Raw genomic sequence first — 25,073 nt, forward strand, 5'->3', positions numbered from 1 at the left:
ACCAGGTCGCCACAGCGGCTGCTGCGGAGCGATCACTGCGTCGGAAACGGCGCCTCGCGGATCGCTCCGCGGAATCGACAACCACCCGGTGATCCGCGTGGAGCGCTCCTTCTCGGTCACCGGCTGTCCGGGAGGGCATGCCGGGGGCAGCATCGCCCACGTCGATCGCTCAGGCCTGCTCGCCGATCCGAGACCGGCGGGCGGCAACGAGGAGATCTAGGCGTTCGCGACGACTGAGCGTTCCCGTCTGGACCAGCCGCGTGCTGACGTCGTCGACGTGCCAAAGGAATGCGTCCCTGGAGCGCCAGTCCAGATCGTCCTCGATCACGTCGTTGACCGAGCTCTGTCCCCAGGCGATGCGGTTGGTCACCCCCGAGTCCTGCGTACCGATCACCACAGTACGGCGCTGATCAGGCTGGTGGGACTGCCGGCGCGGACTGGTGACAGCCTCAGTCATCGTGGTGGGCAGTGACCAGTACCGACCCTGGGAGTCACCGAAGTAGATCCGGGACTCGGTGAGCTCGGTCGGGTCACCGTCCGCCCAGAGCGCGAAGAACGGGTCGGCCTGCGCGAGCGGGCGGCGTGCGTAGCTGTGGTTGTACTCGCTGTCCTCAGTGACCTGCAGTACCGGCGTCCAGGACTGCCCAAGACCCGTACTGCGCCAGAGCACCATCTCGCCTCCGGTTTGATAGGGCTGAGGTCCGCTCCCGGTCGGCCCGTACACCAGCCACTCCTCACCGTCGAAATACAGGCTGCCCGAGTCGTAGTTGTGATCAGAGGTGGTGATCTCGGAGGTCTGCCACGCCGTGCCGTTCCATCGCGTCAGCTCCCAGGTGCGTGGATCGCCACCAGGGCCGGGCTGGTGATGGCTGCTGGTGACGTACAGCACGGCGGGGTTGCCATCGCCGTCGAAGTTCAGGTCCTTGACGTACACGAGCCGGTCGGACGCCTCGTAGTCGATGACCAGCGCCGGATTGTCCCGCCCGGTCAACGGCAGGTCGAGCACCCGCCCGTCCATCGTCGTCCAGGTCTGCCCCAGGTCATCGGTCGTGGCGACGTACAGGTTGGTACGGGTATCGACATTGCCGCCACGGTGGTAGTCGAAGGCCGTGACGATCCTCTTCCCGTGGACTTCACTGACCTGGTAGTGGCCGCCGAATCCGGCCAGCTTGTGGCCCGGGCTCCAGGTGACCCCGTCCGCGCTGGTCTCCCAGTACAGCTCACGGCCGCCGGAGTACTTGGTGAACAGGTTGACGAATCCCTGACCGTCGAGCCACCGCGGCTGTGGATAGGTCATCTCCTCGACGGTGACCTGTTCGAACTCCGTGATGCTGTACGGCTCGGCACTGCGGTACTTGTATCCCGGGCGGGCCGTGGCCCGGCCGCTGATGAAGACCCAGACGTAGCCCTCGCCGTCGAGAGCGATGCTGGCGTTGTCATGCGGATCGTTGACGCCGATCTTGTTGTGCACGACTGTTGGCTGCGGCACTCGGTGGTGATGGTGGTCGTAGGCCGAGGCCATGATGAGCAGGTGCCGCTCATCGGCCGCGGTGGTGCCCCCGTAGACGAAGAAGGTCTTGCCGACCTCAGCGGCGTGCACGGCGAGCGGCGAGTGCTTCATCGTGTAGGTGCCCAGGCCGCCGGAGTACTTGTCGCCCCACTCGGAGACCTGATCGAGGGCGAACCAGATGCCACGATAACCCGCGATGGTGGTATTCGGTTCACCCGGCGGTAGGGGCTGCTGGTGGAGCTCTTCGCGGGGACGGTCGCTGGGGAGATCCTCAGCGGTGCGGGCGATGGTGTAGTCCGAGACCACCACCACACCGGCCTGGTCGGCGATCTGCACACTCACCGCGTGCTCCCCGGCCGGGACAGTGAGCCAGTAGACAGTCTGCGGCCGGTGCGTCTGGTTCGCTGACGGCCACGTCAGACGATGGAAGAAGGCGCCGTCGAGATGAAGGTCCAGCACGGCCCCATCGCGAGAGACGGCGTCGATGAAGATGCCGAGCACCGTCGCCTCGTCGTGGTGCGCGACCAGCGTGAGCGGATGGAACAGCTCCGACCCGCCGCGATGGCTGCCGTACAGTCTGCTGCTCAACCCTTCGGCCGCGGCGACTGCTTGCTCCGGGGTGAGATCACGAAGGTCGAGCGTCCACCTGTCTGGCACCATGTCGACCTCGGTCACCCCCGGCACAAGGACCAGTGGCTCAGCCGGTGATGGCTCTGCCCGGGCCGCCGCAGTCAGCTGTGGACTGCTTCCCAGTCCCGCGACTCCCACTGTCGCCCCGAAGACCGTCAACGCGCGTCGACGACTGATGCTCCCTGCCATGTGGCCCTCCCTCGAGACCTGGCACGCTGAGTGATAGCGCTTTCCGGAGGTTATGGGCACCGAGCCGAATCGTCAAGCCTCGGGCTCCCCCGGGGTCACTCTCGAGATACCGGGTCAGTCTCGGGCTGGTGCCGGGCGCGGCTGCCACGGGCAGACGGTGCCGCGCTGGACTCAGACCGCGTCGCGTAGAACGCGACTGCCGAGGCCGCAGCGACGTTCAGCGAGTCCACCCCGTGCGCCATCGGGATCGTCACCCGCCGGTCCAGGACGCGGTCGGTCTGCCGTGCCAGGCCGTGCCCCTCGGTACCAAGGACCAGCGCCAGCCGCTCAGGAGCCTCGGCCACCAGCTGATCGAGGGTGATCGCCCCCTCCCCCAGGGTCAGTCCGGCCAGGACGAACCCGGCGTCCTTGATCTCGCCGGCGCCCGCCGGCCAGGACTCGATCCGGGTCCAGGGCACCTGGAAGACGGTGCCCATCGAGACCCGCACGCTGCGGCGGTACAGCGGGTCGGCGCAGGTGGGCGTCACGAGCACCGCATCGACGCCCATCGCCGCAGCCGATCGAAAGCACGCGCCGACGTTCGTGTGGTCGACCAGGCCCTCCAGGATCGCGATCCGGCGGGCGCTGCGCAGCACGTCGGCCACCGGCGGCAGCTGCGGACGGTGCATCGCCGCCAGCGCACCCCGGTGCAGGTGGAACCCGGTGATGGTGCGCAGCACATCCTCCTCAGCGAGGTAGACGGGTATGTCGCCGTGCTCGCCGGCGCCCACCTGCTGCAGCACGTCGTCCAGGTCGGCCAGCCACCGAGGTGCCATCAGGAACGAGCGCGGCCGGTGCCCGGCAGCGACTGCACGGCGGATCACCGTGGAGCTCTCCGCCATGAACAGTCCGCGCTCGACCTCCAGGGTGCGGCGCAGCGCCACATCGGTCATCCGGGTGTAGTCGGTGAGCTCGACGGCCTCGGGCGAGTCCAGGTGGAGGATCGGCACCCGGTGAGACTACCGGGTGAGCAGGCGTCTCCTGGCCGGCCGGTAGCCTGCCGCGCGGTCGCTGGCGTGGAACCTGATCGCGTTCTCGTAGTGGCGGACCACCTGCTCGTTCACCACCGGCCAGGTGCGCCCGGCGGTGGCCTCTCGAGCGCGCAGGCCCATCTCGGCGCGGGTGAACGGGTCCACGGTCAGCGAGCGGACGTGACCGCGCAGACCGGTCAGGTCGCCCGGGGTGTACAGGTAGCCGGTGGTGGCGTGCTCGACCAGGTCGATCGGGCCACCTCGCGCAGGGGCGACCACCGGCACACCGCAGGCGTGCGCCTCCTGGATGGTCTGGGCGAAGGTGTCCATCTCCCCGGTGTGCACGAACACGTCCAGGGTGGCCATCGCAGCGGCCAGCTCCAGACCACCCAGGTGTCCGGTGAACACGGCGTCCGGGAGTCGACCGGCCAGCCGCGACCGCTGCGGCCCGTCGCCGATCACCACCAGGCGCACCCCGGGCAGGTCCGCGAGCACGGCCAAGTCCTCCACCTGCTTCTCCCGGGCGAGTCGGCCGACGTAGCCGACCAGCACCTCACCTCCGGGGGCCAGCCGGGCGTGCAGGTCCTCGCTGCGCCGGGTAGGTGAGAAGTGCTCCCGGTCCACACCGTGCGGCCAGACGGCGACCCGGTGCACACCGCGGTCCACCAGCTGGCGGCAGGCATGGCTGGAGGGGGCCAGGGAGAGGGTGGCGCTCTTGTGGATGTCCTCGATCCGCCGCCACAGCAGCGGTTCGAGGTGGCCCACCCGATAGCGCTGCGCATAGCTGGGCACCTCGGTCTGGTACACCGCCACCGAGGGCAGGCCCAGAGCGTTCGCGGCGCCGATCGCCTGCCAGCCGAGCAGGAAAGGTGCCGCCAGGTGCAGCACGTCCGGGGCGAAGCAGCGCAGGTGCTCCCCCAGGGTGCGCACCCGCGGGGTGGACAGCCGCAGGTCGGAGTACCCGGGCAGCGGTACCGCGCGGTACCGGCGCACCTCTGCTCCGGCGTAGGCGGTCACGGCGTCCTGCCCTCGCCCTGCTGCTGGAGCGAGCACCAGGACCTCGTCACCACGTCCGCGCAGGTGCTCCAGCAGGCGCAGCAGGGTGATCGTCACCCCGTTGGCCTGGGGAAGGAAGGACTCGGCAACGACTGCGATGCGCACACTTCTATCGTGGCAGCCACGCCGTCCGGTCGGATCAGCCGGAAGGCTGACGTTTCAGCCGCTCCCTCCACCCTCAGTACCGCCCCCTCTCCTCTCGCGAACGCAACTCTCCGCGACTTGAATCGCTTCAGACCGCGCGAAGGCGAGCGTTCGCGAGAGGGGGCGGCGGCGGGTCAGTCCACCGGCGCGGCCGCGGCGGCGAACTGGGACTGGTACAGCCTCGCGTAGGCGCCGCCGGCCTCGAGCAGCTCGGCGTGGCTGCCCTGCTCGACGATGTCGCCGTGCTCCATCACCAGGATGATGTCGGCGTCGCGGATGGTGGACAGGCGGTGGGCGATGACGAAGCTGGTGCGGCCCGCACGCAGCGCATTCATCGCCTTCTGCACCAGCACCTCGGTGCGGGTGTCGACAGAGCTGGTGGCCTCGTCCAGGATGAGGATCGGCGGGTCCGCCAGGAACGCCCGGGCGATGGTCAGCAGCTGCTTCTCCCCCGCACTGACCGCCGTGCCGTTCGTACCCTCGTCGTCCAGCATGGTGTCGTACCCGTCCGGCAGGGTGCGCACGAACGGGTCCACGTGCGTGGCCTCGGCGGCCTGGAGCAACCGGTCGGTGGATACCTCCTCATGGGCGCCGTAGCTGATGTTCTCCGCCACGGTGCCACCGAACAGCCAGGTGTCCTGCAGCACCATCCCGATCTTGGACCGCACCTCCGCCCGGGTCAGGTCCCGGGTGTCCACCCCGTCGATGGTGATCCGGCCGTCGTCCACGTCGTAGAACCGCATGATCAGGTTCACCAGGGTGGTCTTGCCCGCACCGGTGGGGCCCACGATCGCCACCGTCTGCCCCGGCTCGGCCACGAACGACAGGTCCTCGATCAGCGGCTTGTCCGGGCTGTAGGAGAACTTCACGTGCTCGAACGCCACTCGTCCGGCCACCTCACCCAGGTGCGCCGGAGCGACCGGATCGGTGGACTCCTCCTCCGCGTCCAGCAGGTCGAACACACGCTCCGCCGAGGCCGCCCCGGACTGCACCATGTTCATCAGCGAAGCGATCTGCGTGATCGGCTGGGAGAACTGCCTGGAGTACTGCACGAACGCCTGCACGTCACCGAGCGTCATCGCACCGGAGGTGATCCGCACCGCACCGAGCACTGCGATCGCCACGTACCCGATGTTCGCCACCCAGCCCATCACCGGCTGGATCGTCCCGGTGATGAACTGTGCCTTGAACGAGGCCCGGTACAGCTGCTCGTTCTCCTCCCGGAACGTGGCCACGGCACGCTCCTGGTGGCCGAAGACGGTGACCAGGTCGTGCCCGGTGTACATCTCCTCCACGTGGGCGTTCACCGTCCCGGTGCGCTTCCACTGCTCCACGAACTGCGGTTGGGACCGTTTGGCGATCTGGGACACCACGATCGCGGAGGCCGGGATGGTCACCAACGCCACCAGCGCCAGCTGCCAGGAGATCCACAGCATCATGCCCAGGACACCGATGACGGTGAGCACCGAGGTGATCAGCTGGGAGAGGATCTGCTGCACGCTCTGGGAGATGTTGTCGATGTCGTTGGTCACCCGGGAGAGCACCTCGCCGCGCGCCTGCCGGTCGAAGTAGCGCAGCGGCAGCCGAGCCAGCTTGGTCTCCACCTGCTCCCGCAGCCGGTAGATGGTCTGCTGCACCACAGTGGTGGTGATCCGTCCCTGCAACCAGGTGAACAGGAACCCTGCGACGTACACCGCGAACACCACGCCCAGGCTGAGCGCCAACCGCTCGAAGTCCACCCCCTGGCCGGGCACCACGTGCGGCATGCCGGCCAGGGTGTCGGCGAGCGTGTCCTGCCCCTGGGTCCGCAGCGCCGCCACCGCCTGCTCCCGGGTCTGCCCCGCTGGCAGCAGCTTGCCGACGACCCCGTCGAAGATGACGTTGGTGGCGTTGCCGAGCAGCTTCGGGCCGACCACCATGCCCGCCGTGCCCAGGATGCCCAGGGACACGGCGACGAGGATCCGGGTCCGTTCCACCCGGAGCTCGCCGACCATCCGGCGCAGGGTGCCGCCCAGGTCGGCGGGCTTCTCCGCCGGCATACCCATCCCACCGCCGGGACCGTGCCCCTGCGGACGACGGGGCGCGGCTGTGGTCTGCGCCTTCAGCTCCGAGTCGTCGGCCTTCTCCCCGGCTGTCGGGTCGTGCGCTTCAGTGGTCATCAGGCCGCCTCCGCCGCGGTGAGCTGGGAGGAGACGATCTCCTGGTAGGTCTGGTTGGCGGCGAGCAGCTCGGAGTGCGTACCGCGGCCGACGAGGCGGCCGTGGTCCAGCACGAGGATCTGGTCCGCGTCCCGGATGGACGCGACCCGCTGGGCCACCACGATCACGCTGGCATCCCGGGTGCGGGGTCGCAGGGCGGCGCGCAGCGCCGCATCGGTGGTGTAGTCGAGTGCGGAGAAGGAGTCGTCGAACAGGTACACCGCTGGTCTGCGCACCAGGGCGCGGGCGATCGCCAGCCGCTGGCGCTGCCCGCCGGACACGTTCGTCCCGCCCTGGGCGATCGGTGCATCCAGGGCACCGTCCATCGAGGCGACGAAGTTCGCCGCCTGCGCAACCTGCAGCGCCTCCCACAGCTCCTCGTCGCTGGCGTCCTCCCGGCCGTAGCGCAGGTTGGAGGCAACGGTCCCGGTGAACAGGTAGGGCCGCTGCGGCACCAGCCCGATGATGTGGCTCATCAGCTCCGGGTCCAGGTCGCGCACATCGACCCCGTCGATGCTGATCGTGCCCTCGGTGGCGTCGAACAGGCGCGGTACCAAGGTGATCAAGGTCGTCTTGCCGGCCCCGGTGGAGCCGATGATCGCCGTCGTCTGGCCGGGTTCCGCAGTGAAGCTCAGCTCCTCGATCACCGGTTCTTCTGCCCCCGGGTAGGCGAACGAGACGTTGTCGAACTGCACCCGGCCCCGGACCTGCTCGGGGCGTCGTGGGTCCTTCGGCGGCAGCACGGTGGGCTCGGAGGAGAGCACAGCCATGATGCGTTCGCTGGAGACGGCGGCGCGCGGGGCGAACATGAACATCATGGTCGCGATCATCACGGCCATCATGATGAACATCAGGTAGCTGAGGAAGGCGATGATCGAACCGACGTCGGCGGCCCCCTCGTCCACCCGGTGGCCACCGAACCAGATCACGCCGATCGATCCGGCGTTCACGATCAGCATCACCAGCGGGATGGCGAAGGCCATCACCCAGCCGACCTTCAGCGCGACCTCACGCAGGTCAGCGTTCGCCCGCTCGAACCGGACCGCCTCCGCACGCTCCTTGACGAACGCGCGCACCACCCGGATACCGGTGATCTGCTCCCGCAGCACGCCGTTGATCGCGTCCAGCCGCTTCTGCATGGCTCGGAAGTAGGGCACCATCCGCCAGGCGACCATCGCCATCGTGCCACCGAGCACCGGCACCACGGCCACGAGCAGCAGGGAGAGGCCGGCGTCCTGGTTCACGGCCATGATCACGCCTCCGATGAGCATGATCGGGGCCATGATGATCACGGTCATCGCCATGAACGCGAACATCTGCACCTGCTGCACGTCGTTCGTGGACCGGGTGATCAGGGACGGGGTACCGAACTGGGTCATCTCCTGGGTGGAGAAGTCCATCACCCGGGTGAACAGGCTCTCCCGCACGTCGCGGCCCACCGCCATCGCCGTGCGGGCACCGAAGTAGATCGCCACCACGTTCGTCGCGGCCTGCAGCCCGCTGATGGCCAGCATCAGCCCACCGGTGCGCCAGATCAGGTCGACGTCACCGGTGACCACTCCTTCGTCGATGATCCTCGCGTTCAGAGTGGGCAGGTAGAGCGCGGCGAGGGTCTGCACCAGCTGCAGCACGCAGACGAGCAGGACCACGCCACGATACGGCCGGAGGAAACGCCGGATCAGAAGCAGCACACGTTGAAACTACACCGCGTCAGATACTTCCGGCCAAATCATTGCTCCTGCTGGTCCCAGGGCTTCGCTGTGGGCGGAACCTCGGGGTCGTCGGCCGGTCGCTGTCCGGCTGCTGTGCTCGGGTCGAATGGTGCACCGGAGGTCTCCCCGGCCTGGCTCGCCTCGGCCGTCGCCTCGTGCGCCTGGCCCCGCGCCTCGCGCAGCGCCTCGGCCGGATCCTGCAGCGAGGTCTCCGGCAGCTGCACGTCCAACGCGTCGATGTGCTCGGGGGTGCGCGCCGACGGACGCTCGGTCCCCTCGTCTCCCTCGTCGGAACCACCAGCACCCCCACCGGTGGGCGCGCCACCGGAGGGTCCGGGCCCGAACGCGGAGGTGATGGAACCCAGCGCAGCGGTGAACTCGGTGGGGATGACCCACAGCTTGGAGGAGGAGCCGTTGGCGATCTCCGGCAGCATCTGCAGGTACTGGTAGGCGAGCAGCTTCGGGTCTGCGTCCCCGCGGTGGATGGCGTCGAAGACCTGCAGGATGGCCCGGGACTCACCCTGGGCCTTGAGGATCGCGGCCTGTGCCTGCCCCTCGGCGGTGAGGATCGCGGACTGCTTCTCCCCCTCGGCGGTGAGGATCTGGGACTGCTTGACACCTTCGGCGGTGAGGATCGCCGCACGGCGGTCCCGCTCGGCGCGCATCTGCTGCTCCATCGCACCCTGCACGCTGGGCGGCGGGTCGATCGCCTTCAGCTCCACGCGGTTCACGCGGATGCCCCACCGGCCGGTGGCCTCGTCCAGCACGCCGCGCAGCTGGCCGTTGATCTGGTCCCGGCTGGTGAGCGTCTGCTCCAGGTCCATCGAACCGATGATGTTCCGGATGGTGGTGACGGTGAGCTGTTCGATCGCCTGGATGTAGTCGGCGATCTCGTAGGTGGCTGCCTTCGGGTCGGTCACCTGGTAGTAGACGACCGTGTCGATGCTGACCACGAGGTTGTCGGAGGTGATCACCGGCTGCGGCTGGAACGGCACCACTCGTTCCCGCAGGTCCACCCCGGCGCGGATGCGGTCGATGAACGGGATGAGGAAGTGCAGGCCTGCGTACATCGTGGACTGGTAGCGGCCGAGGCGTTCGATGATCAGCGCGCCGGCCTGCGGCACGATCCGGATCGACCGCGAGATCGCGACGATGACGAAGATCGCGACCAGCACGATGATGATGAATCCGATGATCTGTCCCGGGTCGTCCACGTCGTGCTTCCCCTCGTTGGCGTGACGGCGGTCTTTCCGCCTGCGGTCAGTCTATGGGTCGGTCGGTCTCGGGTCGGTCAGCACACGCCCGCGTCGCGCACCGGGCTCACTGCGGTGCGGCGGGCGGGTAGGGCTGGTTCGGGTCTGGGCCGGTGTACCCATACGGCTGGCTGGGGTCGGACACCTGCTGCGGTCCGACGATCGCCGTAGCGCCCTCGATGCGCAGCACCGTCACCGTGCTGCCGGTGGGCAGCACGACGCCCGGCTTCTCGATACGCGCGGTCCACACCTCACCGTGCAGCTTCACTCGTCCGGCCCGGTCGGTCACGTCGGCGACGACGGTCGCGGGCCTGCCGATCTGTGCGTCCACCCCGGTCTTCGCCTCCGGGGTGGAAGCCTTCAGCTTCGCCAGCGCCCACGGCCGTACCCCGAACAGCAGCAGCACCGCCACCACGGCGGCGACCAACAGCTGCACCCAGAAGGGGGTACCGAGAGCGCCGGCCAGCGCCGCGGCCACCGCTCCACCGGCGAGCATGAGGAAGAGCAGGTCGACAGTGAGCATCTCCACGACGCCGAGCACCAGTGCGGCGCCCAGCCACCACAACCAGCCCAGGTCCATCTCGATCTCCCTGTCGACGGCTCACGCGGTCAGGACCCGCTGGCCCTGAAGGTCAAGGATACCTAGAAGGGGCGCGCGGAGATGCCGGAGTCATGGGCATAGCGTGCCTCAGCGGTGATGTCGCTCGCGGCCCGGGCAGACCAACGGTGGCCGTAACGCTGCACGTCCAGCTCCAGCCCGAAGGTGGTCGAGAGGTTCTCCGCGGTGAGGGCCTGCTCGATCGGCGCTGCGGAGACCACGCGGCCCTCCCGCAGCAGCATCGCGTCGGTGAACCCGGGCGGGATCTCCTCCACGTGGTGGGTGATGAGCACCAGCACCGGTGAGGCCAGGTCCCCGGCAAGCTCACCGAGCGCCCCGACCAGCTCTTCACGTCCGCCCAGGTCCAGACCGGCACCCGGTTCGTCCAGGATGAGGATCTCCGGGTCGGTCATCAGCGCCCGGGCGATCTGCACCCGTTTGCGCTCCCCCTCCGACAGCGAGCCGAAGTACCGGTCGGCCAGCGCGGACACGTCGAACGCGGCGAGCAGGTCACGGGCCCGGCCGGTATCCAGGTCCTCGTACGCCTCCCGCCACCGACCGGTCACCCCGTAGGAGGCGGTGAGCACCACGTCGAGCACCGTCTCCCCACCCGGGATGCGGTCGGCCAGCGCCGCACTGGCCAGGCCCACCAGCGGCCGCAGCTCGAACACGTCCACGGACCCGAGACGCTCGCCGAGGATCTCCACAGTGCCGCTGGTCGGGTGCATCCGGGCGGAGGCGAGCTGCACCATCGTGGTCTTCCCGGCACCGTTGGGGCCGAGCACCACCCACCGGTCACCCTCCTCGACCGACCACGACACCTCGTCCAGGATGGCCTTCTCACCGCGTCGCACTGTCACGTCGTCGAACTGGAGCACGTCTCCCATAACCTCTGAGCCTAACCGCAGACCGACCCTGTCGAGCCCAGCCCACCGGGGTGTTCCGCGTTGCAGCGTACGGTGCGACCCACCGGTGCGGCGCGGTAGGTTCGCCGGGTGAGCATCGACCTGCCCCGCAGCGTGGTGGCCGCACTGTGGCTCGGCGCCCTGCGCCGGGACCCGACCCTGCTGCCGCCGGCGCTGGTTGCTGTCCAGGGGCAGGACGAACCACACCGCACCGGTGACGGGCAGACCCTGGAGGAGCTGCTCAGCAGGCTGGTCGTCGAGGCCGAGGTGGTGCATGCGGCGCTCCCGGTCCCCGGGGCACCGGGCGTCCCCGCCGGAGCCGCCGAGGAGGCGCTGGCAGCTCAGGAGGCGGTGCTGGTGCGCGGACCGGGCGGGCAGACGACCACGGCGATACCGGTGGTGACCGAGTTCGGCTCGGCCTGGGAACCGGGGGCGATGGTGACCTGGCAGGTGGTGGCGAGCTCCGCCGTCGTACCGATGCCGGACTCGCTCGGCGAGGCACGCCGAGACCTGACCGAGGCGCTCGAGCTCGCGATCGACGCGCTCACCCAGATGGACGTGGCCCAGTGGCGGGAGGAGGCGGCCACCGAGATCGCCACGCTCGCCTCGGCGGAGGTACCCGCCTCGGTGGCGCAGGTGCTGCCGCCCGGGTTGGACGTACGCGCCCGGGACCTGCTGGTGCGCGCCGCACGGCTGCAGGCGATCGTGGCGCTGGCCGCCGAGGACGACGGCGCTGCGGTGAACGTCTGGCAGGTGGACCAGCGGGCGGCGGCGATGCGGCACGTGGGCGGCACCGCCCGCCGGGCGATGGTCGCCGCCACGCTCAGCGCCGGTTGAGGACCAGTCAGGCGCCGAGCGCGTCCCGGTAGACCTCGAGGGTCCGTTCGGCGATCGCGGCCCAGGAGAACTGCTCGGCGGCCCGTTGCCGACCCGCCGCCCCCATCGCCGCCGCCCGGTCCGGGTCACCGGTCAGCTCGGTCAGCGCAGCGGCCAGGTCAGCGATGAACCGCTCCGGGTGCAGCGGGGTGCCGGTGCCGTCGGTGAGCTGTTCCAGCGGTACCAGCAGCCCGGTGGTCCCGTGCTGCACCACCTCCGGGATCCCACCGGTGGCGGAGGCCACCACGGCGGTGCCGACCGCCATCGCCTCCAGGTTCACGATGCCCAGCGGCTCGTAGATCGAGGGACAGACGAACACGGTCGCCATCGCCAGCAGCGCCATCACCTGCTCCCGCGGGAGCATCTCGGAGATCCACACCACACCGGTGCGCTGCTGCTGCAGACGGTTCACCCTCTCGGTGACCTCGGCGGCCAGCTCGGCGGTGTCCGGGGGGCCGGCGCACAGGATGAGCTGCACGTCGGCCGGTAGCGACTCGGCGGCGGCGAGCAGGTAGCCCAGTCCCTTCTGCCGGGTGATCCGGCCGACGAAGATCACCGCCGGGCGGTCCGGGTCGATACCGTGCGCCGCGGCCACCTGGGCGATCGCCTCCTCCGCGGGGCGCGCCCAGGCGTCGGTGTCGATGCCGTTGTGCACCACCACCACCTTCTCCGGATCGATCTGCGGGTAGGAGCGCAGGATGTCGGCACGCATACCGGCGCTGACCGCGATCACCCTGGCGGCCCCCTCGTACGCAGTGCGCTCGGCCCAGCTGGACAGGGCGTAACCGCCACCGAGCTGTTCGGCCTTCCACGGCCGCAACGGCTCCAGGCTGTGCGCGGACAGCACGTGCGGCACGTCGTGCAACAGTCCCCCCAGGTGGCCAGCGAGGTTGGCGTACCAGGTGTGCGAGTGCACCAGGTCCGCACCAGCCACGTCCGCGGCCATCCGCAGGTCCACCCCCAGGGTGCGCAGTGCCGGGTTGGCGTCCGCCAGGTCGGCCGGCACGTCGTACCCGGTGACGCCCGGGCGGTCCGGGCGGGGCCCGTCGAAGCACCGTACCCGCACGTCGATGTGCTGGGCGAGCACAGCGGACAGCTCCGCCACGTGCACGCCCGCACCGCCATAGACGTGCGGTGGGAACTCGCGGGTCAGCAGGTCCACGCGCATCTTCTTGCTCCCTCGGGTGTCGACGATCACAGCGAACTCGCGGCCTCATACCGATGGTGCGCTCTGCCCACTGACTCTATGGTTCTGAGCATGGCAGCACCACGGGTTCTCGCAATCGTCCTGGCCGGCGGAGAAGGTAAGCGGCTCATGCCGCTCACCCAGGACCGTGCCAAACCGGCCGTCCCGTTCGGCGGGATCTACCGGCTCGTCGACTTCGCGCTGTCCAACGTGGTCAACTCCGGGTACCTGAAGGTCGTGGTGCTCACCCAGTACAAGTCGCACTCCCTGGACCGGCACGTGGCCAAGACCTGGCAGATGTCCCGCATGCTGGGCAACTACGTGGCACCGGTGCCGGCACAGCAGCGGGTGGGCAAGAACTGGTTCCTCGGCAGCGCAGATGCGGTCTACCAGTCGCTGAACCTGCTGGATGACGAGAAGCCGGACATCGTGGTGGTGGTCGGCGCCGACCACGTCTACCGGATGGACTTCTCCCAGATGGTGGCCGAGCACCTCGCCTCCGGTGCGGAGATGACGGTGGCCGGTATCCGCCAGCCGCTGGCCCTGGCGGACCAGTTCGGGGTGATCTCCGCATCCGCCAGCGACCCGCAGCGGATCGCGGAGTTCCTGGAGAAACCGACCGACCCGCCCGGGTTGGCCGACTCCCCCGGTGAGGTCCTGGCCTCGATGGGCAACTATGTGATGAACGCTGACGCACTGGTGGACGCGGTCACCCAGGACGCCCGGTCGACCACCTCCCGGCACGACATGGGCGGCGACATCGTGCCGTTCTTCGTGGACAAGGGGCAGTGCGGCCTGTACGACTTCATCGACAACGACGTACCGGGATCCACCGACCGGGACCGGGACTACTGGCGGGACGTGGGCACGCTGGACGCCTACTACGAGGCGAACCAGGATCTGATCGCCGTCGAGCCGGTGTTCAACCTGTACAACAACGACTGGCCGCTGTACACCGGCTACACCGGGCTGCCGCCGGCAAAGTTCGTGCACGAGAGCGGCGACCGGGTAGGGCATGCGACCGACTCGATCATCTCCCCCGGGGTAGTGGTCTCCGGCGGTGATGTGCGTTCCTCGGTGCTGTCCCCGGACGTGCGGGTGCACTCCTGGTCCCAGGTCACCGGATCGGTGCTGATGGACGGTGTGGAGGTGCACCGGCACGCGCAGGTGCAGAATGCGATCCTGGACAAGTCCGTGGTGGTGGCCGAGGGTGCCACCGTCGGCGTGGACCGGGAGCAGGACGAGGCCCGAGGCTTCACCATCACCGCTGAGGGGATCACCGTGGTGCCCAAGAACGGTCGCGTGGACGCGGCGTGAGCGGTGGTGCAGCAGAGCAGCGGGAGCAGCAGGTCCGTCACCTGGTCGTGCTGGACGTGGACTCCACGTTCGTCACCGCCGAGCAGATCGACCTGCTCGCCGACCGCGCCGGGTCTGGTACGCAGGTGGCGGAGATCACCGAACGGGCGATGCGCGGTGAGCTGGACTTCGCCGCCTCGTTGACCGAACGGGTGGCGACCCTGGCCGGGCTCGAGGTCCGTGTGCTGGACCAGGTGCGGATGCAGATCGAGCTGAGCCCGGGCGCGGCAGAGCTGGTCGCCGCCCTGCACGAACGGGACTGGCCGGTGGCGCTGGTCTCTGGTGGTTTCCACGAGATCGTCGACCCGATCGCGGCGGCCCAGGGAATCACCCGGGTGCGGGCGAACCGGTTGGAGGTCGTCGACGGGCGGCTCACCGGGCACCTGACCGGCCCGATCGTGGACCGAGCGGCGAAGGAGCACTGGTTGCGCCAGTTCGCAGCCGAGGAGCAGATCCCGATGGCCCGCACGGTCGCTATCGGTGACGGCGCGAACGACCTGGACATGCTCGGTGCCGCGGGTCTGGGGGTCGCCTTCCATGCCAAACCGGTGGTCGCCGCCCAGGCGGACCTGGCGATCGAGACCGGTGGGCTGGAGCAGGTCCTAGCAGCGCTGCCGGAGCGCTAGCGGCGAAGCAGGTCAGGTCTGGAAGCCGTCCTCCGGGCAGCCGAGCGGGTCGATGAGCACCTCGGCGAGGGAGAGCGCCTCCGCCTCGGCCTGATTCTGCGCCACCTGGGACTGGGCGTAGGTGTCCACCGTCGCCCCGCCGCACGCGAACCGGGCGGAGACGCCCCACACGTGCTGCAGCACCTGCACCTCGATTCCCGAGACGCGGGTGCTGCGCAGCACCGTGCCCTCGTCGGCGTACAGGTCCGTCTTGGCGCTCGGCCAGGCGTGCGCGAACCGTTCCGGTGCGTTCTGGCTCAGCCCACCGGCCACCCAGGCGTCGGCCGACCCGTGTACCCGCACGCTGGCCTCCGGGTAGCCGCCGGCGACGAAGGCGTCCAGCAGCCACCGCTCCAGCTCGCTCAGCCCGGTGGTCTGCAGGTCGGCGCTTCCAGTGGGCTCCGGCTCAGCGGTGCGCTCCTCGGCGGTGGTCGACGGGCTGGCGCTCTCCTCGACCGCCGGGGCACCCGTGGTGCCCGTGGTTTGCGGTGACGGGCTGGTGGCGCCCCAGTCGCCGGAGTGCGGAGAGCCACTCTGCTGCCTAGCTGCGGCAGGTGGCCAGCGCGGTGAGCACCGCGCTGTGCCGGTCCAGCCGTTGCCACGGACCGCGGTAGCTGAACAACGCGGCGGTCGCCGTGGACAGCCCGGTGCGCACCCGCAACGCAGCCGCCTCCTGGGAGGAGGGACCGGCCAGGTGGTGGGCGACGGCGGAGCTCACCGGTTCGTGCCCGACCACCAGGACGTCGGTGGTCTCCTCGCCCAAGCCCTGCAGCAGCTCGAGCATCTCCTCCAGGTCGGCACCGTAGAGCAGCTCGAGATACTTCACCTCGATCGTCTCCGCCGACTGCGGGTAGGCGTTCGCGACCAGCTGCCAGGTCTGCCGGGCCCGGGTGGCCGTGGAGCAGAGCACCAGCTGGGGTGCCACACCCGCCTCGTGCAGCCGTTCACCGATCACGCGGGCATCACCACGGCCGGCGAGGGTGAGCGTGCGATCCACGTCGTGCAGGGCGTTCTGGTCGGCCTGGGCATGCCGGAGCAACGTCAGGCGCTTCGTCGGGACCTCGATGTCACTCATGCCACTAGAGTCCCATGGCGTGCACGCCGCCGTCGACGTGGACGATCTCCGCCGTGGTCGCCGGCAACCAGTCCGAGAGCAGGGCCACGATCGTGCGGGCGGTCGGTCCGGTGTCGGAGACGTCCCAGCCGAGGGGCGCGCGGGCTGGCCAGCCGCCCTCCATCTCCTCGAACCCCGGGATGGACTTGGCGGCCGTGGTGCGCAGCGGACCTGCGGAGACGAGGTTCACCCGGATACCGTCCGGGCCCAGGTCGCGGGCAAGGTACCGGGCCGTGGACTCGAATGCGGCCTTGGCCACGCCCATCCAGTCGTAGACCGGCCAGGCGTACTGGGCGTCGAACGTCAGACCGACCACGGACGAGCCACGGCCCATCAGCGGCCGGGTGGCCACGGCGAGCGACTTCAACGAGTACGCGGAAACCTCCAGCGCAGTGGCCACGTCCGGCCACTGCCCGGCCAGGAAGTTGCCACCCATCACCGTCTGTGGGGCGAAACCGATCGAGTGCACCACCCCGTCCAGGTGGTCCACATGCTCCCCGACCCGGTCGGCGAGCGCCTCGAGGTCACCGGCGTCGGTGACGTCCAGCTGGACCACCGGCGCCGGTTCCGGCAGCCTGCGGGCGATCGCCTGGGTGAGCCGCAGCTGGCGTCCGAAGGAGGAGAGCACCACCTGGGCGCCCTGCTCCTGAGCCAGCCTGGCCACGGTGAACGCGATGGAGCTCTCCATCAGCACCCCGGTGACGAGGATCTTCTTGCCGTCCAGCAGACCCATCTGCCTTGCCTTCCTCTCGTGATCGAACAGGTTCAGTGCCCCATGCCCAGACCGCCGTCGACCGGCACCACGGCCCCGCTGATGTACCCGGCACCGGGTGAGGCCAGGTACGTCACCGCGTCGGCGACGTCCTCGACCTGACCGAACCGCGCGGCCGGGATGGTGGCCAGGTACTGCTTCTGCGTGGCCTCCGGCAGCTCCTTGGTCATCGCAGTCTCGATGAAGCCGGGGGCCACCACGTTGGCGGTGATACCACGTCCCCCCAGCTCCCGGGTGACCGACCGGGCGATACCGACCAGACCTGCCTTGCTGGCGGCGTAGTTGACCTGACCGGGTGACCCATACAGGCCGACGACCGAGGAGATCAGCACGATCCGGCCCGTCCGGCGGCGGATCATGCCCTTGGCCGCACGGCGCACGCACCGGAACACCCCGGTGAGGTTGACGTCCAGCACGTCGGTGAACTCCTCGTCGGTCATCCGCATCACCAGCGTGTCCTTGGTGATGCCGGCATTGGCGACGAGCACCTCGGTGGGGCCCTGGTGCTCCTCGATCGCCGTGAAAGCAGCATCGACCGATGCGGTGTCCCGCATGTCGCCGGTGACGCCGAACACGCCCTCGGGTGCGTCTCCGCTGCGGGAGATGCCCGCTACCTGGTAGCCCTCGTCGACCAGTCGTCGGGCGATCGCCGATCCGATACCTCGGTTCGCTCCGGTCACCACGGCGGTGCGGGGGGCGGCGTCCTGGGTCACTGCACTGCTCCGTTCGACGTGCTCACTCATCGCTGCTCGGACACGCTAGCGTGAAATGCGCTGCTCGCGGGTCATCGGCCATGCTCCGGACGTCTACCGGCCGGGGCGCCCGGCCGCCGGCTGCCCGCGCGGGACGGCCCGAGAACGGCGTAGGCTGGAAGTGTGCCTGAGGTTCAAGCGATCACCACGGCCGGGCGCCCGCACAGCGAGCAGACCCGGGACAAGATCAGGCGCTACCTGATCACCATGGGGATCCGCACGGCTTGCTTCGTCGCGGCCATCTTCGTCGACGGTTGGATCCGGTGGGTGTGCGTGGCGCTCGCCGCGGTGCTACCGCTGATCGCCGTGCTGTTCGCGAACGCCGGTGGTGATCGGCGACCGGCCAACGCCTCGCTGGTCAACGCCGACGGACTTCCGGCCGCCGACCAGCCAGACCGCGACACTCCGGGACAGGTGCGATGAGCGAGCTGATGTGCAGTGCCAAAGGCTGCCGCGAGGTGGCCGAGTGGGCGCTGCGGTGGAACAACCCGAAGCTGCACACCGCCGATCGTCGCAAGACCTGGCTGGCCTGCGACGCGCACCGCACCCACCTGGAGAACTTTTTGTCCGCCCGGTCCTTCCTGCGGGAGACGGTCAGCGTGGCGGACCTTCCCGATGACACATGAGGGGCCGGTATGCCTTCCTGCGCAGCGGCCGCTGGTGGGGCATCGCTGCGCTCGCACTGGCGATCAGCATCGCCTGCGTGCTGCTCGGTCGCTGGCAGCTGAGCCGTTACGAGCACAAAGCAGACGAGGCCGCTCTGGTCGAGGCGAACTATGACGCACCGCCTGCTGCGCTGAGCCAGCTGCTGCCCACCCCGGGAGCCGACCTGGCGCACGGGGACACCTGGCGTCCAGTGCAGCTGCGCGGGCACTACCTGCAGCCCTCGTTGAGCCTGCCGCAACGACCGATCGAGGGGTCGGCAGCCGACCATGTCATCGGAGTGTTCGCCGCGGAGACGGACCAGGGCACGTGGTTGCTGGTGGTGGACCGCGGTTGGTACCCGACGAACGCGTTCGCGGACCACTCCGCGCAGGCGGACCTGCCCAGCGGTGAGGTGACGATGACGGTGCGGCTGCGGGCAGCCGAACCGGCCAGCACCCGGGACCTGGGGCCGGGGCGACTGCACCGGTTGCACCCGGAGCAGGTGCTGGAGAAGCTGCAGGCGGTCGACCCCGAACCGGCGGCGGAGGCTGGGGTAGACCTGGCGCAGGCCACCCTGGTGACCGGCGCCTACGGCACCCTGGCCAGCGAGTCTCCTGCGGTCGCTGATCCACCGGCGCCCTTGCCCCGACCGTCCACCGACCTGGGCAACCACCTGTCCTACACGTTCCAGTGGTGGGTGTTCGGTATCGGCGCCTGGGTGGGCTACGTCGTGCTCGCCCGTCGGGAGGCCGAGGCGCAGGAAGCCGCTGCGGGTGGCAAGGCCCGCGCGGCCGGCGACGATCCGGCCTCCGGTCCGAGCAGCCGGGTGCGCTCGGCCCGGCCGGCGCAGACGGGGCGGCCGCGCCGCCGGTTCACCTTCGCCGACGACGCTGAGGAGGACGCCCTCATCGACGCCCAGCTGGACGAGCAGCACGGCGCTCAGGCCAGGGACACCAGCTCCAGGTAGGACTCGCTCCACAGGTCCTCGTCCCCGTCCGGGAGCAGCAGCACGCGTTCTGGCTGCAGCGCCGCGACCGCACCTTCGTCGTGGGTGACCAGCACCACGGCCCCGGTGAAGGAGCGCAGCGCCCCGAGGATCTCCTCCCGGCTGGCCGGGTCGAGGTTGTTCGTCGGCTCGTCCAGCAGCAGCACGTTCGCTGCGGAGACCACCAGCAGGGCGAGCGCGAGCCGGGTCTTCTCCCCGCCGGAGAGCACCCCGGCCGGCTTGTCCGCATCGTCTCCGGAGAACAGGAACGAGCCGAGCACGCTACGCACCTGGGTGTCGGTCAGGTCCGGGGCCGCAGTGCGCAGGTTCTCCACCACGGTGCGGCTGGTGTCCAGGGTCTCGTGCTCCTGGGCGTAGTAGCCGATCTTCAGCCCGTGCCCGGGCAGCACCTCGCCGGTGTCGCTGGGCTCGATACCGGCAAGCAGCCGCAGCAGGGTGGTCTTCCCGGCACCGTTGAGGCCGAGGACCACCACCTTGCTGCCGCGGTCGATCGCTAGGTCGACGTCGGTGAACACCTCCTGGGAGCCGTAGGACTTGCTCAGCCCCTCGGCGCGCAAGGGGGTGCGCCCGCACGGCGCCGGGTCCGGGAAGCGCAGCTTGGCGACCTTGTCCGCAGCCCGCACCTCCTCCAGGCCGGAGAGCATCCGCTCGGCGCGGCGGGCCATGTTCTGTGCGGCGACCGCCTTGGTGGCCTTGGCGCGCATCTTGTCCGCCTGGGCGAGCAGCGCAGCGGCCTTCTTCTCTGCGTTCGCCCGCTCGCGGCGGCGACGCCGCTCGTCGGTCTCCCGCTGGGCGAGGTAGGCGTCCCAGCCCAGGTTGTACACGTCCAGCGCGGACCGGTTGGCGTCCAGGTGGAACACCTTGTTCACGCAGGCCCGCAGCAGGCCGGTGTCGTGGCTGATCACGACGAAGCCGCCTGGATAGGTGGCGAGGAACTCCCGCAACCAGGCGATCGAGTCCGCGTCCAGATGGTTGGTCGGTTCGTCCAGCAGCAGGGTCTGGGAGTCGGAGAAGAGGATCCGGGCCAGCTCCACGCGGCGACGCTGCCCGCCAGAGAGGGTGCGCAGCGGCTGGGACAGCACCCGGGTGGGCAGGCCGAGGTTGGAGGTGATCCGGGCCGCCTCGCTCTCCGCGGCCCAGCCGCCCTGGGCGGTGAACTCCGCGTCCAGGCGGGTGTAGCGGGCCATCGCCTTCTCCCGCAGCGCCTCGTCCTCGCTGGCCATGTCCGCCTCCGCCCGGCGGATACGGCGCACCACCTCGTGCAGGTTGCGGGCGGACAGCACCCGGTCCTGGGCGAGCTGGTCCAGGTCGCCGGTGCGCGGATCCTGCGGTAGATAGCCGACGGTGCCGTTGCTGGTGATGGTCCCGCCGGTGGGTTGCCCCTCGCCGGCGAGCATCCGGGTCAAGGTGGTCTTGCCGGCACCGTTGCGCCCGACCAGGCCGATGCGGTCGCCGGCGTTGATGCGGAAGCTGGCCCCGGCCAGGAGCTGACGAGCCCCGATCCGGAGCTCCACATCCTGCGCACTGATCACTGGTCGCACTCTACCGGCGCCCCCGCCGCCGACCGCACCGCATTTTCGCTGCCGGCGGGTGAGTTTGCGCACCCCGCGATACTGGAGGGCATGACGATCAGCTATCGCCCGTGGCAGGAGGGGGACGAGGTCGCCGCCCGCGAGCGGTTCGGCGAGCCGGACACCCCGCAGTCGGCTCTGGACCGCCCGTTGCTCGGTCCGGACGCGCCGGACCCGTGGCGTCGTTGCCTCGTCGCTCTGGACGGTGACCGGGTGGTCGCGGCCGGGGCGGTCAGTGAGGCTCGGCTGCATCCCACCCGGCTGTGGCTCTACGTAGAGGTGGCCCCGACCCACCGTCGTCAGGGGATCGCTACGCAGCTGGTGCGCCGCCTACGCCAGGAGGCTGCGCCGTCCGCGGTGACCGCCCTGCGGTCCCGGTACACCACCGAGAACCCGGCGGCAGCAGCGTTCGCCCGGGCGTTGGGCATGCAGCCGATCCAGCGGACCCGGATCGCGCGCATCGAGGCCGGGGGGCTGCCGGAGCCGATGTTCGGTCCAGCCGGGCCGGTGCTGGAGGACCTGGCCACCGGCAGTGTGGAGCTGACGAAGCTGGTGGCGGCCTACTACGACCGGGTGCATGCTAGCTGGGACCCCGCAGAGATGACCCTGGGCCGGGCACAGGACCTGCTCCTTGCTCCGCAGACCGGTGCGCACGGAGCGGTGGTGCTGCGCGACCGGGCCGGTGGGCTGGGCGGGTCGGTGCTGGCGTTCGCGATCTCCTATCCGGCGGCGACCGAAGAGGACGATGCGGCCCCGCGCCGGGACACCGAGCTGCTCCTCGGCTACGACACCGAGCTGGCGCCGGCTCGGGCGCGTGCGGCGGTGCGTCAGCTGCTCGCGATGGTCACTGCTCGCTACCCGGTGCTGCTGGAGGTGGACGACGCGATGGCACCGGTGTCCGACGTCGTGGACGCTCTGCTCGGTGAGGAGCTCGCGCAGGTGGTCACCGAGAGCACGCTCGTGGCCCTCGACGAGGGCGCGTAGCCGCTCGACGGCGCGCGGCGGGCAGGCTCAGACGTTGAAGCCGAGCGCCCGCAGCTGCTCGCGGCCGTCCTCGGTGATCTTCTCCGGTCCCCACGGCGGCATCCACACCCAGTTGATCCGCAAGCCTGCGGCGATCCCCTCGACCGCCTGGGTGGCCTGGTCCTCGATCATGTCGGTGAGCGGGCAGGCTGCCGAGGTGAGAGTCATGTCCACGACGGCGGTGTTGGTCTGGTCGATCGTGACGCCGTAGACCAGGCCGAGGTCGACGACGTTGATGCCCAGCTCCGGGTCGATCACGTCCCGGAGGGCTTCCTCCACATCAGCAGCGGTGGGTGCCGCGCTCAGGTCGTTGGTGGTGTCAGTCATCGTTGTTCATCCCGTTCTTCTCTTCGGCGGGTGGCGCTTGGGTCAGTGCGTGCGCGAGCGCGTCCCGCAAGGCCATCCAACCGAGCAGGGCGCACTTGATCCGGGCCGGATACTGCGCCACACCGGTGAAGGCGGCCGCATCCCCCAGCATCTCATCCTTCGCCGACGACAGCGAGCGGCCGCGGCTGTTCATCAGCTCTCGGAAGGTCTCGGCGAGCTCGTCGGCCTGGGCCACGCTCACCCCACGGACCAGGTCGGTGAGCACAGAGGCGGACGCCTGCGAGATGGAGCACCCCATCCCCTCCCAGCTGACCCGCTCCAGGAGAGGAGCGGGGCCGGTGGTGTCCAGGTGCACCCGCAGCCGGATCTCGTCCCCGCAGGTGGGGTTCACCTGGAAGGACTCCCCCGCATGTCCGGTGACCAGACCGTAGCCGTGCCGTTCTCGGGCGTGGTCGAGGATCACCTGCTGGTAGAGCTGGGTCATCGCGTCGTTCATCACGGCCTCCCGAAGAACTCCCGGACCCGCGCAAGGTGCTCGGCGAAGTAGTCGATCTCCGCGATGGTGGTGTGCACCCCGATCGAGGCCCGCGCCGAGGACTGGACACCCAGACGACGGTGCAGCGGCTGGGCACAGTGGTGCCCGACCCGGATGGCGATCCCGGCGGCGTCCAGGATCTGTCCGACGTCGTGCGGGTGCACACCGTCGACGACGAACGCGACTGCTCCGATCCGGTCCTCCGGCGTGCTCGGGCCGAGGATCTGCACGCCGTCGATGGTGCGCACCCGGTCCAGCAGGTGCGCGGTCAGGTGCGCCTCGTGGGCAGCCAGGGCAGGCATGCCGAGCTCGGCCAGGTAGGCGGCAGCTGCCTGCCACCCGACGCTCTGGGCGACCATCTGGGTACCGGCCTCGAACCGGGTGGGCGGCGGGGCGTACGTGGTCGAGGTCATCGTGACCACCTCGACCATCGATCCGCCGGTGAGCACCGGGGGCATCGCCTCGAGCAGCTCGCGCCGACCGTACAGTGCGCCGATGCCGGTGGGCCCGAGCATCTTGTGCCCGGAGAAGGCAGCGAAGTCCACGTCCAGCGCCTTGAGGTCCACCGGCAGGTGCGGCACGCTCTGGCAGGCGTCCAGCAGCACCAGGGCACCGACAGCGCGGGCAGCGGCGACCACCTCGGTCACCGGGGAGATCGCTCCGGTGACGTTGGAGGCGTGCGTGAGGGCGACCAGCTTGGTGCGCTCGGTGATCACGTCCAGGCTGGTCAGGTCGATCCGGCCGGTGTCGGTGACAGTGAGGTAGCGCAGCGCGGCACCGGTACGGGCGCACAGCTCCTGCCAGGGCACGAGGTTGGCATGGTGCTCGGCCTCGGTGACCACGATCTCGTCGTCCGGGCCGACCGCCAGTGCTGCGGAGGCCGGCGCACCACGCCCGACGCTGGCGTTGGACATCGCGTAGGCGACGAGGTTGATCGCCTCGGTGGCGTTCTTGGTCCAGACCAGCTCGTCGGAGGCTACGCCCACGAAGGCGGCGACGGTCTCGCGTGCCTCCTCGTAGGCGGTGGTGGCCTCTTCAGCCAGCGCATGCGCGCCGCGGTGCACGGCGGCGTTCCGGCGCAGGTAGAAGTCCTGCTCCGCGTCGATCACGCATTCCGGCTTCTGGCTGGTGGCCGCAGAATCCAGGTAGACCAGCGGCTGGCCGTCCCGGACGGTGCGTTCGAGCAGCGGGAAGTCGGCCCTGACGGCGGCCAGCTCGGCCGCCGTCAGGGTCTGCTCCGCTGTGGTGGACATGTTCAGGCCGGGGTGAGGAACCGGTCGTAGCCCTCCGCCTCGAGACGTTCGGCCAGCTCCGGGCCGCCCTGCTCGGCGACGCGGCCAGCCACGAACACGTGCACGAAGTCGGGGGTGACGTGCTGCAGGATCCGGTTGTAGTGGGTGATCAGCATGATGCCCACGTCGGTGGTGTTCCGCACCCGGTTCACCCCTTCGGCGACGACCCGCAGGGCGTCCACGTCCAGACCGGAGTCGGTCTCGTCCAGGACGGCGAACTTCGGCTTGAGCAGCTCCAGCTGCAGGATCTCGTGGCGCTTCTTCTCGCCACCGGAGAAGCCCTCGTTCACGTTCCGCTCCGCGAACACCGGGTCCATCCGCAGGTCCTTCATCGCGGTGCGCACGTCGGAGACCCACTGCCGCAGCGCGGGCGCCTTGCCGTCGATGGCGGTCTTGGCGGTGCGTAGGAAGTTGGACACGGTCACCCCCGGCACCTCCACCGGGTACTGCATGGCCAGGAAGAGGCCGGCGCGTGCGCGTTCGTCCACGCTCATCTCCAGCACGTCCTCCCCGTCCAGGAGGACCTGGCCACTGGTGGCCTCGTACTTCGGGTGGCCGGCGATGGCGTAGGCGAGGGTGGACTTGCCGGAGCCGTTGGGGCCCATGATGGCGTGCGTCTGGCCGCTGTTGATCGTCAGGTCCACACCGCGCAGGATGGGCTTGGCGCCCTCGGGGGTGGTGACGCTGACGTGCAGGTCGCGGATCTCAAGGCTGGACATTCGTTCTCTTTCCTTAGTCTGTGGGTCAG

Annotated in this window: 25 protein-coding genes; 7 read left to right on the forward strand and 18 right to left on the reverse strand. The window is 69.8% G+C overall.

All coding sequences use genetic code 11. The features are described from left to right. Positions 1 to 169: 169 nt before the first annotated feature. From K338_RS19925 to K338_RS0102075, 8 genes are all read right to left on the reverse strand, one after another. Entirely contained in the window at positions 170 to 2,170 is a 2,001-nt protein-coding gene (locus K338_RS19925; protein ID WP_169579509.1) for a BNR-4 repeat-containing protein, read from the reverse strand. A gap of 254 nt (positions 2,171 to 2,424) precedes the next feature. Next, a complete protein-coding gene (locus K338_RS19930) occupies positions 2,425 to 3,261 on the reverse strand; it encodes a TrmH family RNA methyltransferase (RefSeq protein ID WP_084480532.1) in 837 nt (278 codons plus the stop codon). 66 nt (positions 3,262 to 3,327) lie between these two features. Next, positions 3,328 to 4,500 (reverse strand): glycosyltransferase family 4 protein, encoded by a 1,173-nt coding sequence (locus K338_RS0102050; protein ID WP_022916524.1) that lies wholly within the window; start codon positions 4,498 to 4,500, stop codon positions 3,328 to 3,330. A 173-nt stretch (positions 4,501 to 4,673) separates the two neighbouring features. Next, positions 4,674 to 6,698: an ABC transporter ATP-binding protein gene (locus K338_RS0102055; protein ID WP_022916525.1), complete on the reverse strand. Its 2,025-nt coding sequence runs from the start codon at positions 6,696 to 6,698 to the stop codon at positions 4,674 to 4,676. Further along, positions 6,698 to 8,428: an ABC transporter ATP-binding protein gene (locus K338_RS0102060; RefSeq protein WP_022916526.1), complete on the reverse strand. Its 1,731-nt coding sequence runs from the start codon at positions 8,426 to 8,428 to the stop codon at positions 6,698 to 6,700. The genes K338_RS0102055 and K338_RS0102060 overlap by 1 nt, the downstream gene beginning before the upstream one ends. Before the next feature lie 38 nt (positions 8,429 to 8,466). Next, positions 8,467 to 9,663 carry an SPFH domain-containing protein gene (locus K338_RS0102065; RefSeq protein ID WP_022916527.1) on the reverse strand — a complete coding sequence of 399 codons (1,197 nt, stop codon included), beginning with the start codon at positions 9,661 to 9,663 and terminating at the stop codon, positions 8,467 to 8,469. Positions 9,664 to 9,769: 106 nt separating this feature from the next. Continuing rightward, entirely contained in the window at positions 9,770 to 10,282 is a 513-nt protein-coding gene (locus K338_RS19935; RefSeq protein WP_022916528.1) for an NfeD family protein, read from the reverse strand. A 62-nt stretch (positions 10,283 to 10,344) separates the two neighbouring features. Further along, complete coding sequence (locus K338_RS0102075; protein ID WP_022916529.1) at positions 10,345 to 11,187, reverse strand: ABC transporter ATP-binding protein; 843 nt, start codon at positions 11,185 to 11,187, stop codon at positions 10,345 to 10,347. 108 nt (positions 11,188 to 11,295) lie between these two features. On the opposite strand from K338_RS0102075, the gene K338_RS0102080 reads away from it, so the two are divergent. Continuing rightward, positions 11,296 to 12,042, forward strand: a complete 747-nt coding sequence (locus tag K338_RS0102080; RefSeq protein WP_022916530.1) for a hypothetical protein — start codon at positions 11,296 to 11,298, stop codon at positions 12,040 to 12,042. 7 nt (positions 12,043 to 12,049) lie between these two features. Here K338_RS0102080 and glgA read toward each other — a convergent pair whose 3' ends face one another. After that, positions 12,050 to 13,249 carry a glycogen synthase gene (glgA, locus tag K338_RS0102085; protein ID WP_027286339.1) on the reverse strand — a complete coding sequence of 400 codons (1,200 nt, stop codon included), beginning with the start codon at positions 13,247 to 13,249 and terminating at the stop codon, positions 12,050 to 12,052. 90 nt (positions 13,250 to 13,339) lie between these two features. On the opposite strand from glgA, the gene glgC reads away from it, so the two are divergent. After that, positions 13,340 to 14,584 carry a glucose-1-phosphate adenylyltransferase gene (gene glgC, locus K338_RS0102090; protein ID WP_022916532.1) on the forward strand — a complete coding sequence of 415 codons (1,245 nt, stop codon included), beginning with the start codon at positions 13,340 to 13,342 and terminating at the stop codon, positions 14,582 to 14,584. Further along, positions 14,581 to 15,249 (forward strand): phosphoserine phosphatase SerB, encoded by a 669-nt coding sequence (serB, locus tag K338_RS0102095; protein ID WP_022916533.1) that lies wholly within the window; start codon positions 14,581 to 14,583, stop codon positions 15,247 to 15,249. Before glgC ends, serB begins: the two co-directional genes overlap by 4 nt. A gap of 12 nt (positions 15,250 to 15,261) precedes the next feature. On the opposite strand, the gene K338_RS0102100 is transcribed toward serB, so the two are convergent. The 4 genes from K338_RS0102100 to fabG form a co-directional block, all read right to left on the reverse strand. Continuing rightward, on the reverse strand, positions 15,262 to 15,591 hold the full coding sequence (locus K338_RS0102100; protein WP_022916534.1) for a hypothetical protein: 330 nt from the start codon (positions 15,589 to 15,591) through the stop codon (positions 15,262 to 15,264). Between the two features lie 238 nt (positions 15,592 to 15,829). Then, positions 15,830 to 16,363, reverse strand: coding sequence for a SixA phosphatase family protein (locus K338_RS0102105; RefSeq protein ID WP_022916535.1), 534 nt, complete (start codon positions 16,361 to 16,363; stop codon positions 15,830 to 15,832). Between the two features lie 4 nt (positions 16,364 to 16,367). Next, entirely contained in the window at positions 16,368 to 17,135 is a 768-nt protein-coding gene (fabI, locus tag K338_RS0102110) for an enoyl-ACP reductase FabI (protein WP_022916536.1), read from the reverse strand. Positions 17,136 to 17,167: 32 nt separating this feature from the next. Continuing rightward, entirely contained in the window at positions 17,168 to 17,917 is a 750-nt protein-coding gene (gene fabG / locus K338_RS0102115; RefSeq protein ID WP_022916537.1) for a 3-oxoacyl-ACP reductase FabG, read from the reverse strand. Between the two features lie 132 nt (positions 17,918 to 18,049). Between fabG and K338_RS19940 the strand changes: the two genes are divergently transcribed. The 3 genes from K338_RS19940 to K338_RS19945 are packed head-to-tail and all read left to right on the forward strand — an operon-like array spanning position 18,050 to position 19,538. Next, positions 18,050 to 18,349: a DUF3099 domain-containing protein gene (locus K338_RS19940; protein WP_022916538.1), complete on the forward strand. Its 300-nt coding sequence runs from the start codon at positions 18,050 to 18,052 to the stop codon at positions 18,347 to 18,349. After that, complete coding sequence (locus tag K338_RS0102125; RefSeq protein ID WP_022916539.1) at positions 18,346 to 18,552, forward strand: hypothetical protein; 207 nt, start codon at positions 18,346 to 18,348, stop codon at positions 18,550 to 18,552. Before K338_RS19940 ends, K338_RS0102125 begins: the two co-directional genes overlap by 4 nt. Next, on the forward strand, positions 18,549 to 19,538 hold the full coding sequence (locus K338_RS19945) for an SURF1 family protein (RefSeq protein ID WP_022916540.1): 990 nt from the start codon (positions 18,549 to 18,551) through the stop codon (positions 19,536 to 19,538). The genes K338_RS0102125 and K338_RS19945 overlap by 4 nt, the downstream gene beginning before the upstream one ends. On the opposite strand, the gene K338_RS0102135 is transcribed toward K338_RS19945, so the two are convergent. Continuing rightward, positions 19,511 to 21,109: an ABC-F family ATP-binding cassette domain-containing protein gene (locus K338_RS0102135; protein ID WP_027286342.1), complete on the reverse strand. Its 1,599-nt coding sequence runs from the start codon at positions 21,107 to 21,109 to the stop codon at positions 19,511 to 19,513. The genes K338_RS19945 and K338_RS0102135 overlap by 28 nt on opposite strands. A gap of 90 nt (positions 21,110 to 21,199) precedes the next feature. Between K338_RS0102135 and K338_RS19950 the strand changes: the two genes are divergently transcribed. Beyond that, positions 21,200 to 22,132 (forward strand): GNAT family N-acetyltransferase, encoded by a 933-nt coding sequence (locus K338_RS19950; protein WP_022916542.1) that lies wholly within the window; start codon positions 21,200 to 21,202, stop codon positions 22,130 to 22,132. A 27-nt stretch (positions 22,133 to 22,159) separates the two neighbouring features. Here K338_RS19950 and K338_RS0102145 read toward each other — a convergent pair whose 3' ends face one another. The 4 genes from K338_RS0102145 to sufC are packed head-to-tail and all read right to left on the reverse strand — an operon-like array spanning position 22,160 to position 25,044. Then, on the reverse strand, positions 22,160 to 22,498 hold the full coding sequence (locus K338_RS0102145) for a metal-sulfur cluster assembly factor (protein ID WP_022916543.1): 339 nt from the start codon (positions 22,496 to 22,498) through the stop codon (positions 22,160 to 22,162). Next, positions 22,491 to 22,994 carry a Fe-S cluster assembly sulfur transfer protein SufU gene (sufU, locus tag K338_RS0102150; protein WP_022916544.1) on the reverse strand — a complete coding sequence of 168 codons (504 nt, stop codon included), beginning with the start codon at positions 22,992 to 22,994 and terminating at the stop codon, positions 22,491 to 22,493. The genes K338_RS0102145 and sufU overlap by 8 nt, the downstream gene beginning before the upstream one ends. Next, positions 22,994 to 24,286 carry a SufS family cysteine desulfurase gene (locus tag K338_RS0102155; protein ID WP_022916545.1) on the reverse strand — a complete coding sequence of 431 codons (1,293 nt, stop codon included), beginning with the start codon at positions 24,284 to 24,286 and terminating at the stop codon, positions 22,994 to 22,996. Before K338_RS0102155 ends, sufU begins: the two co-directional genes overlap by 1 nt. Positions 24,287 to 24,288: 2 nt before the next feature. Next, positions 24,289 to 25,044, reverse strand: a complete 756-nt coding sequence (sufC, locus tag K338_RS0102160) for a Fe-S cluster assembly ATPase SufC (RefSeq protein WP_022916546.1) — start codon at positions 25,042 to 25,044, stop codon at positions 24,289 to 24,291. Between the last annotated feature and the right edge of the window lie 29 nt (positions 25,045 to 25,073).

This window comes from Ruania albidiflava DSM 18029, from assembly GCF_000421225.1.
In the GTDB taxonomy this organism is placed as follows: domain Bacteria; phylum Actinomycetota; class Actinomycetes; order Actinomycetales; family Beutenbergiaceae; genus Ruania; species Ruania albidiflava.

Excerpts from the sequence above, each read along its gene's own strand:
- K338_RS19925 (WP_169579509.1), bottom strand. The coding sequence starts at position 2,170 with ATGGTGCCAGACAGGTGGACGCTCGACCTTCGTGATCTCACCCCGGAG.
- K338_RS19930 (WP_084480532.1), bottom strand. The coding sequence starts at position 3,261 with ATGACCGATGTGGCGCTGCGCCGCACCCTGGAGGTCGAGCGCGGACTG.
- K338_RS0102055 (WP_022916525.1), bottom strand. The coding sequence starts at position 6,698 with ATGACCACTGAAGCGCACGACCCGACAGCCGGGGAGAAGGCCGACGAC.
- K338_RS19935 (WP_022916528.1), bottom strand. The coding sequence starts at position 10,282 with ATGGACCTGGGCTGGTTGTGGTGGCTGGGCGCCGCACTGGTGCTCGGC.
- K338_RS0102075 (WP_022916529.1), bottom strand. The coding sequence starts at position 11,187 with ATGGGAGACGTGCTCCAGTTCGACGACGTGACAGTGCGACGCGGTGAG.
- glgA (WP_027286339.1), bottom strand. The coding sequence starts at position 13,249 with ATGCGCGTGGACCTGCTGACCCGCGAGTTCCCACCGCACGTCTATGGC.
- glgC (WP_022916532.1), top strand. The coding sequence starts at position 13,340 with ATGGCAGCACCACGGGTTCTCGCAATCGTCCTGGCCGGCGGAGAAGGT.
- K338_RS0102105 (WP_022916535.1), bottom strand. The coding sequence starts at position 16,363 with ATGAGTGACATCGAGGTCCCGACGAAGCGCCTGACGTTGCTCCGGCAT.
- fabI (WP_022916536.1), bottom strand. The coding sequence starts at position 17,135 with ATGGGTCTGCTGGACGGCAAGAAGATCCTCGTCACCGGGGTGCTGATG.
- fabG (WP_022916537.1), bottom strand. The coding sequence starts at position 17,917 with ATGAGTGAGCACGTCGAACGGAGCAGTGCAGTGACCCAGGACGCCGCC.
- K338_RS0102125 (WP_022916539.1), top strand. The coding sequence starts at position 18,346 with ATGAGCGAGCTGATGTGCAGTGCCAAAGGCTGCCGCGAGGTGGCCGAG.
- K338_RS19945 (WP_022916540.1), top strand. The coding sequence starts at position 18,549 with ATGAGGGGCCGGTATGCCTTCCTGCGCAGCGGCCGCTGGTGGGGCATC.
- K338_RS19950 (WP_022916542.1), top strand. The coding sequence starts at position 21,200 with ATGACGATCAGCTATCGCCCGTGGCAGGAGGGGGACGAGGTCGCCGCC.
- K338_RS0102145 (WP_022916543.1), bottom strand. The coding sequence starts at position 22,498 with ATGACTGACACCACCAACGACCTGAGCGCGGCACCCACCGCTGCTGAT.
- sufU (WP_022916544.1), bottom strand. The coding sequence starts at position 22,994 with ATGAACGACGCGATGACCCAGCTCTACCAGCAGGTGATCCTCGACCAC.
- K338_RS0102155 (WP_022916545.1), bottom strand. The coding sequence starts at position 24,286 with ATGTCCACCACAGCGGAGCAGACCCTGACGGCGGCCGAGCTGGCCGCC.
- sufC (WP_022916546.1), bottom strand. The coding sequence starts at position 25,044 with ATGTCCAGCCTTGAGATCCGCGACCTGCACGTCAGCGTCACCACCCCC.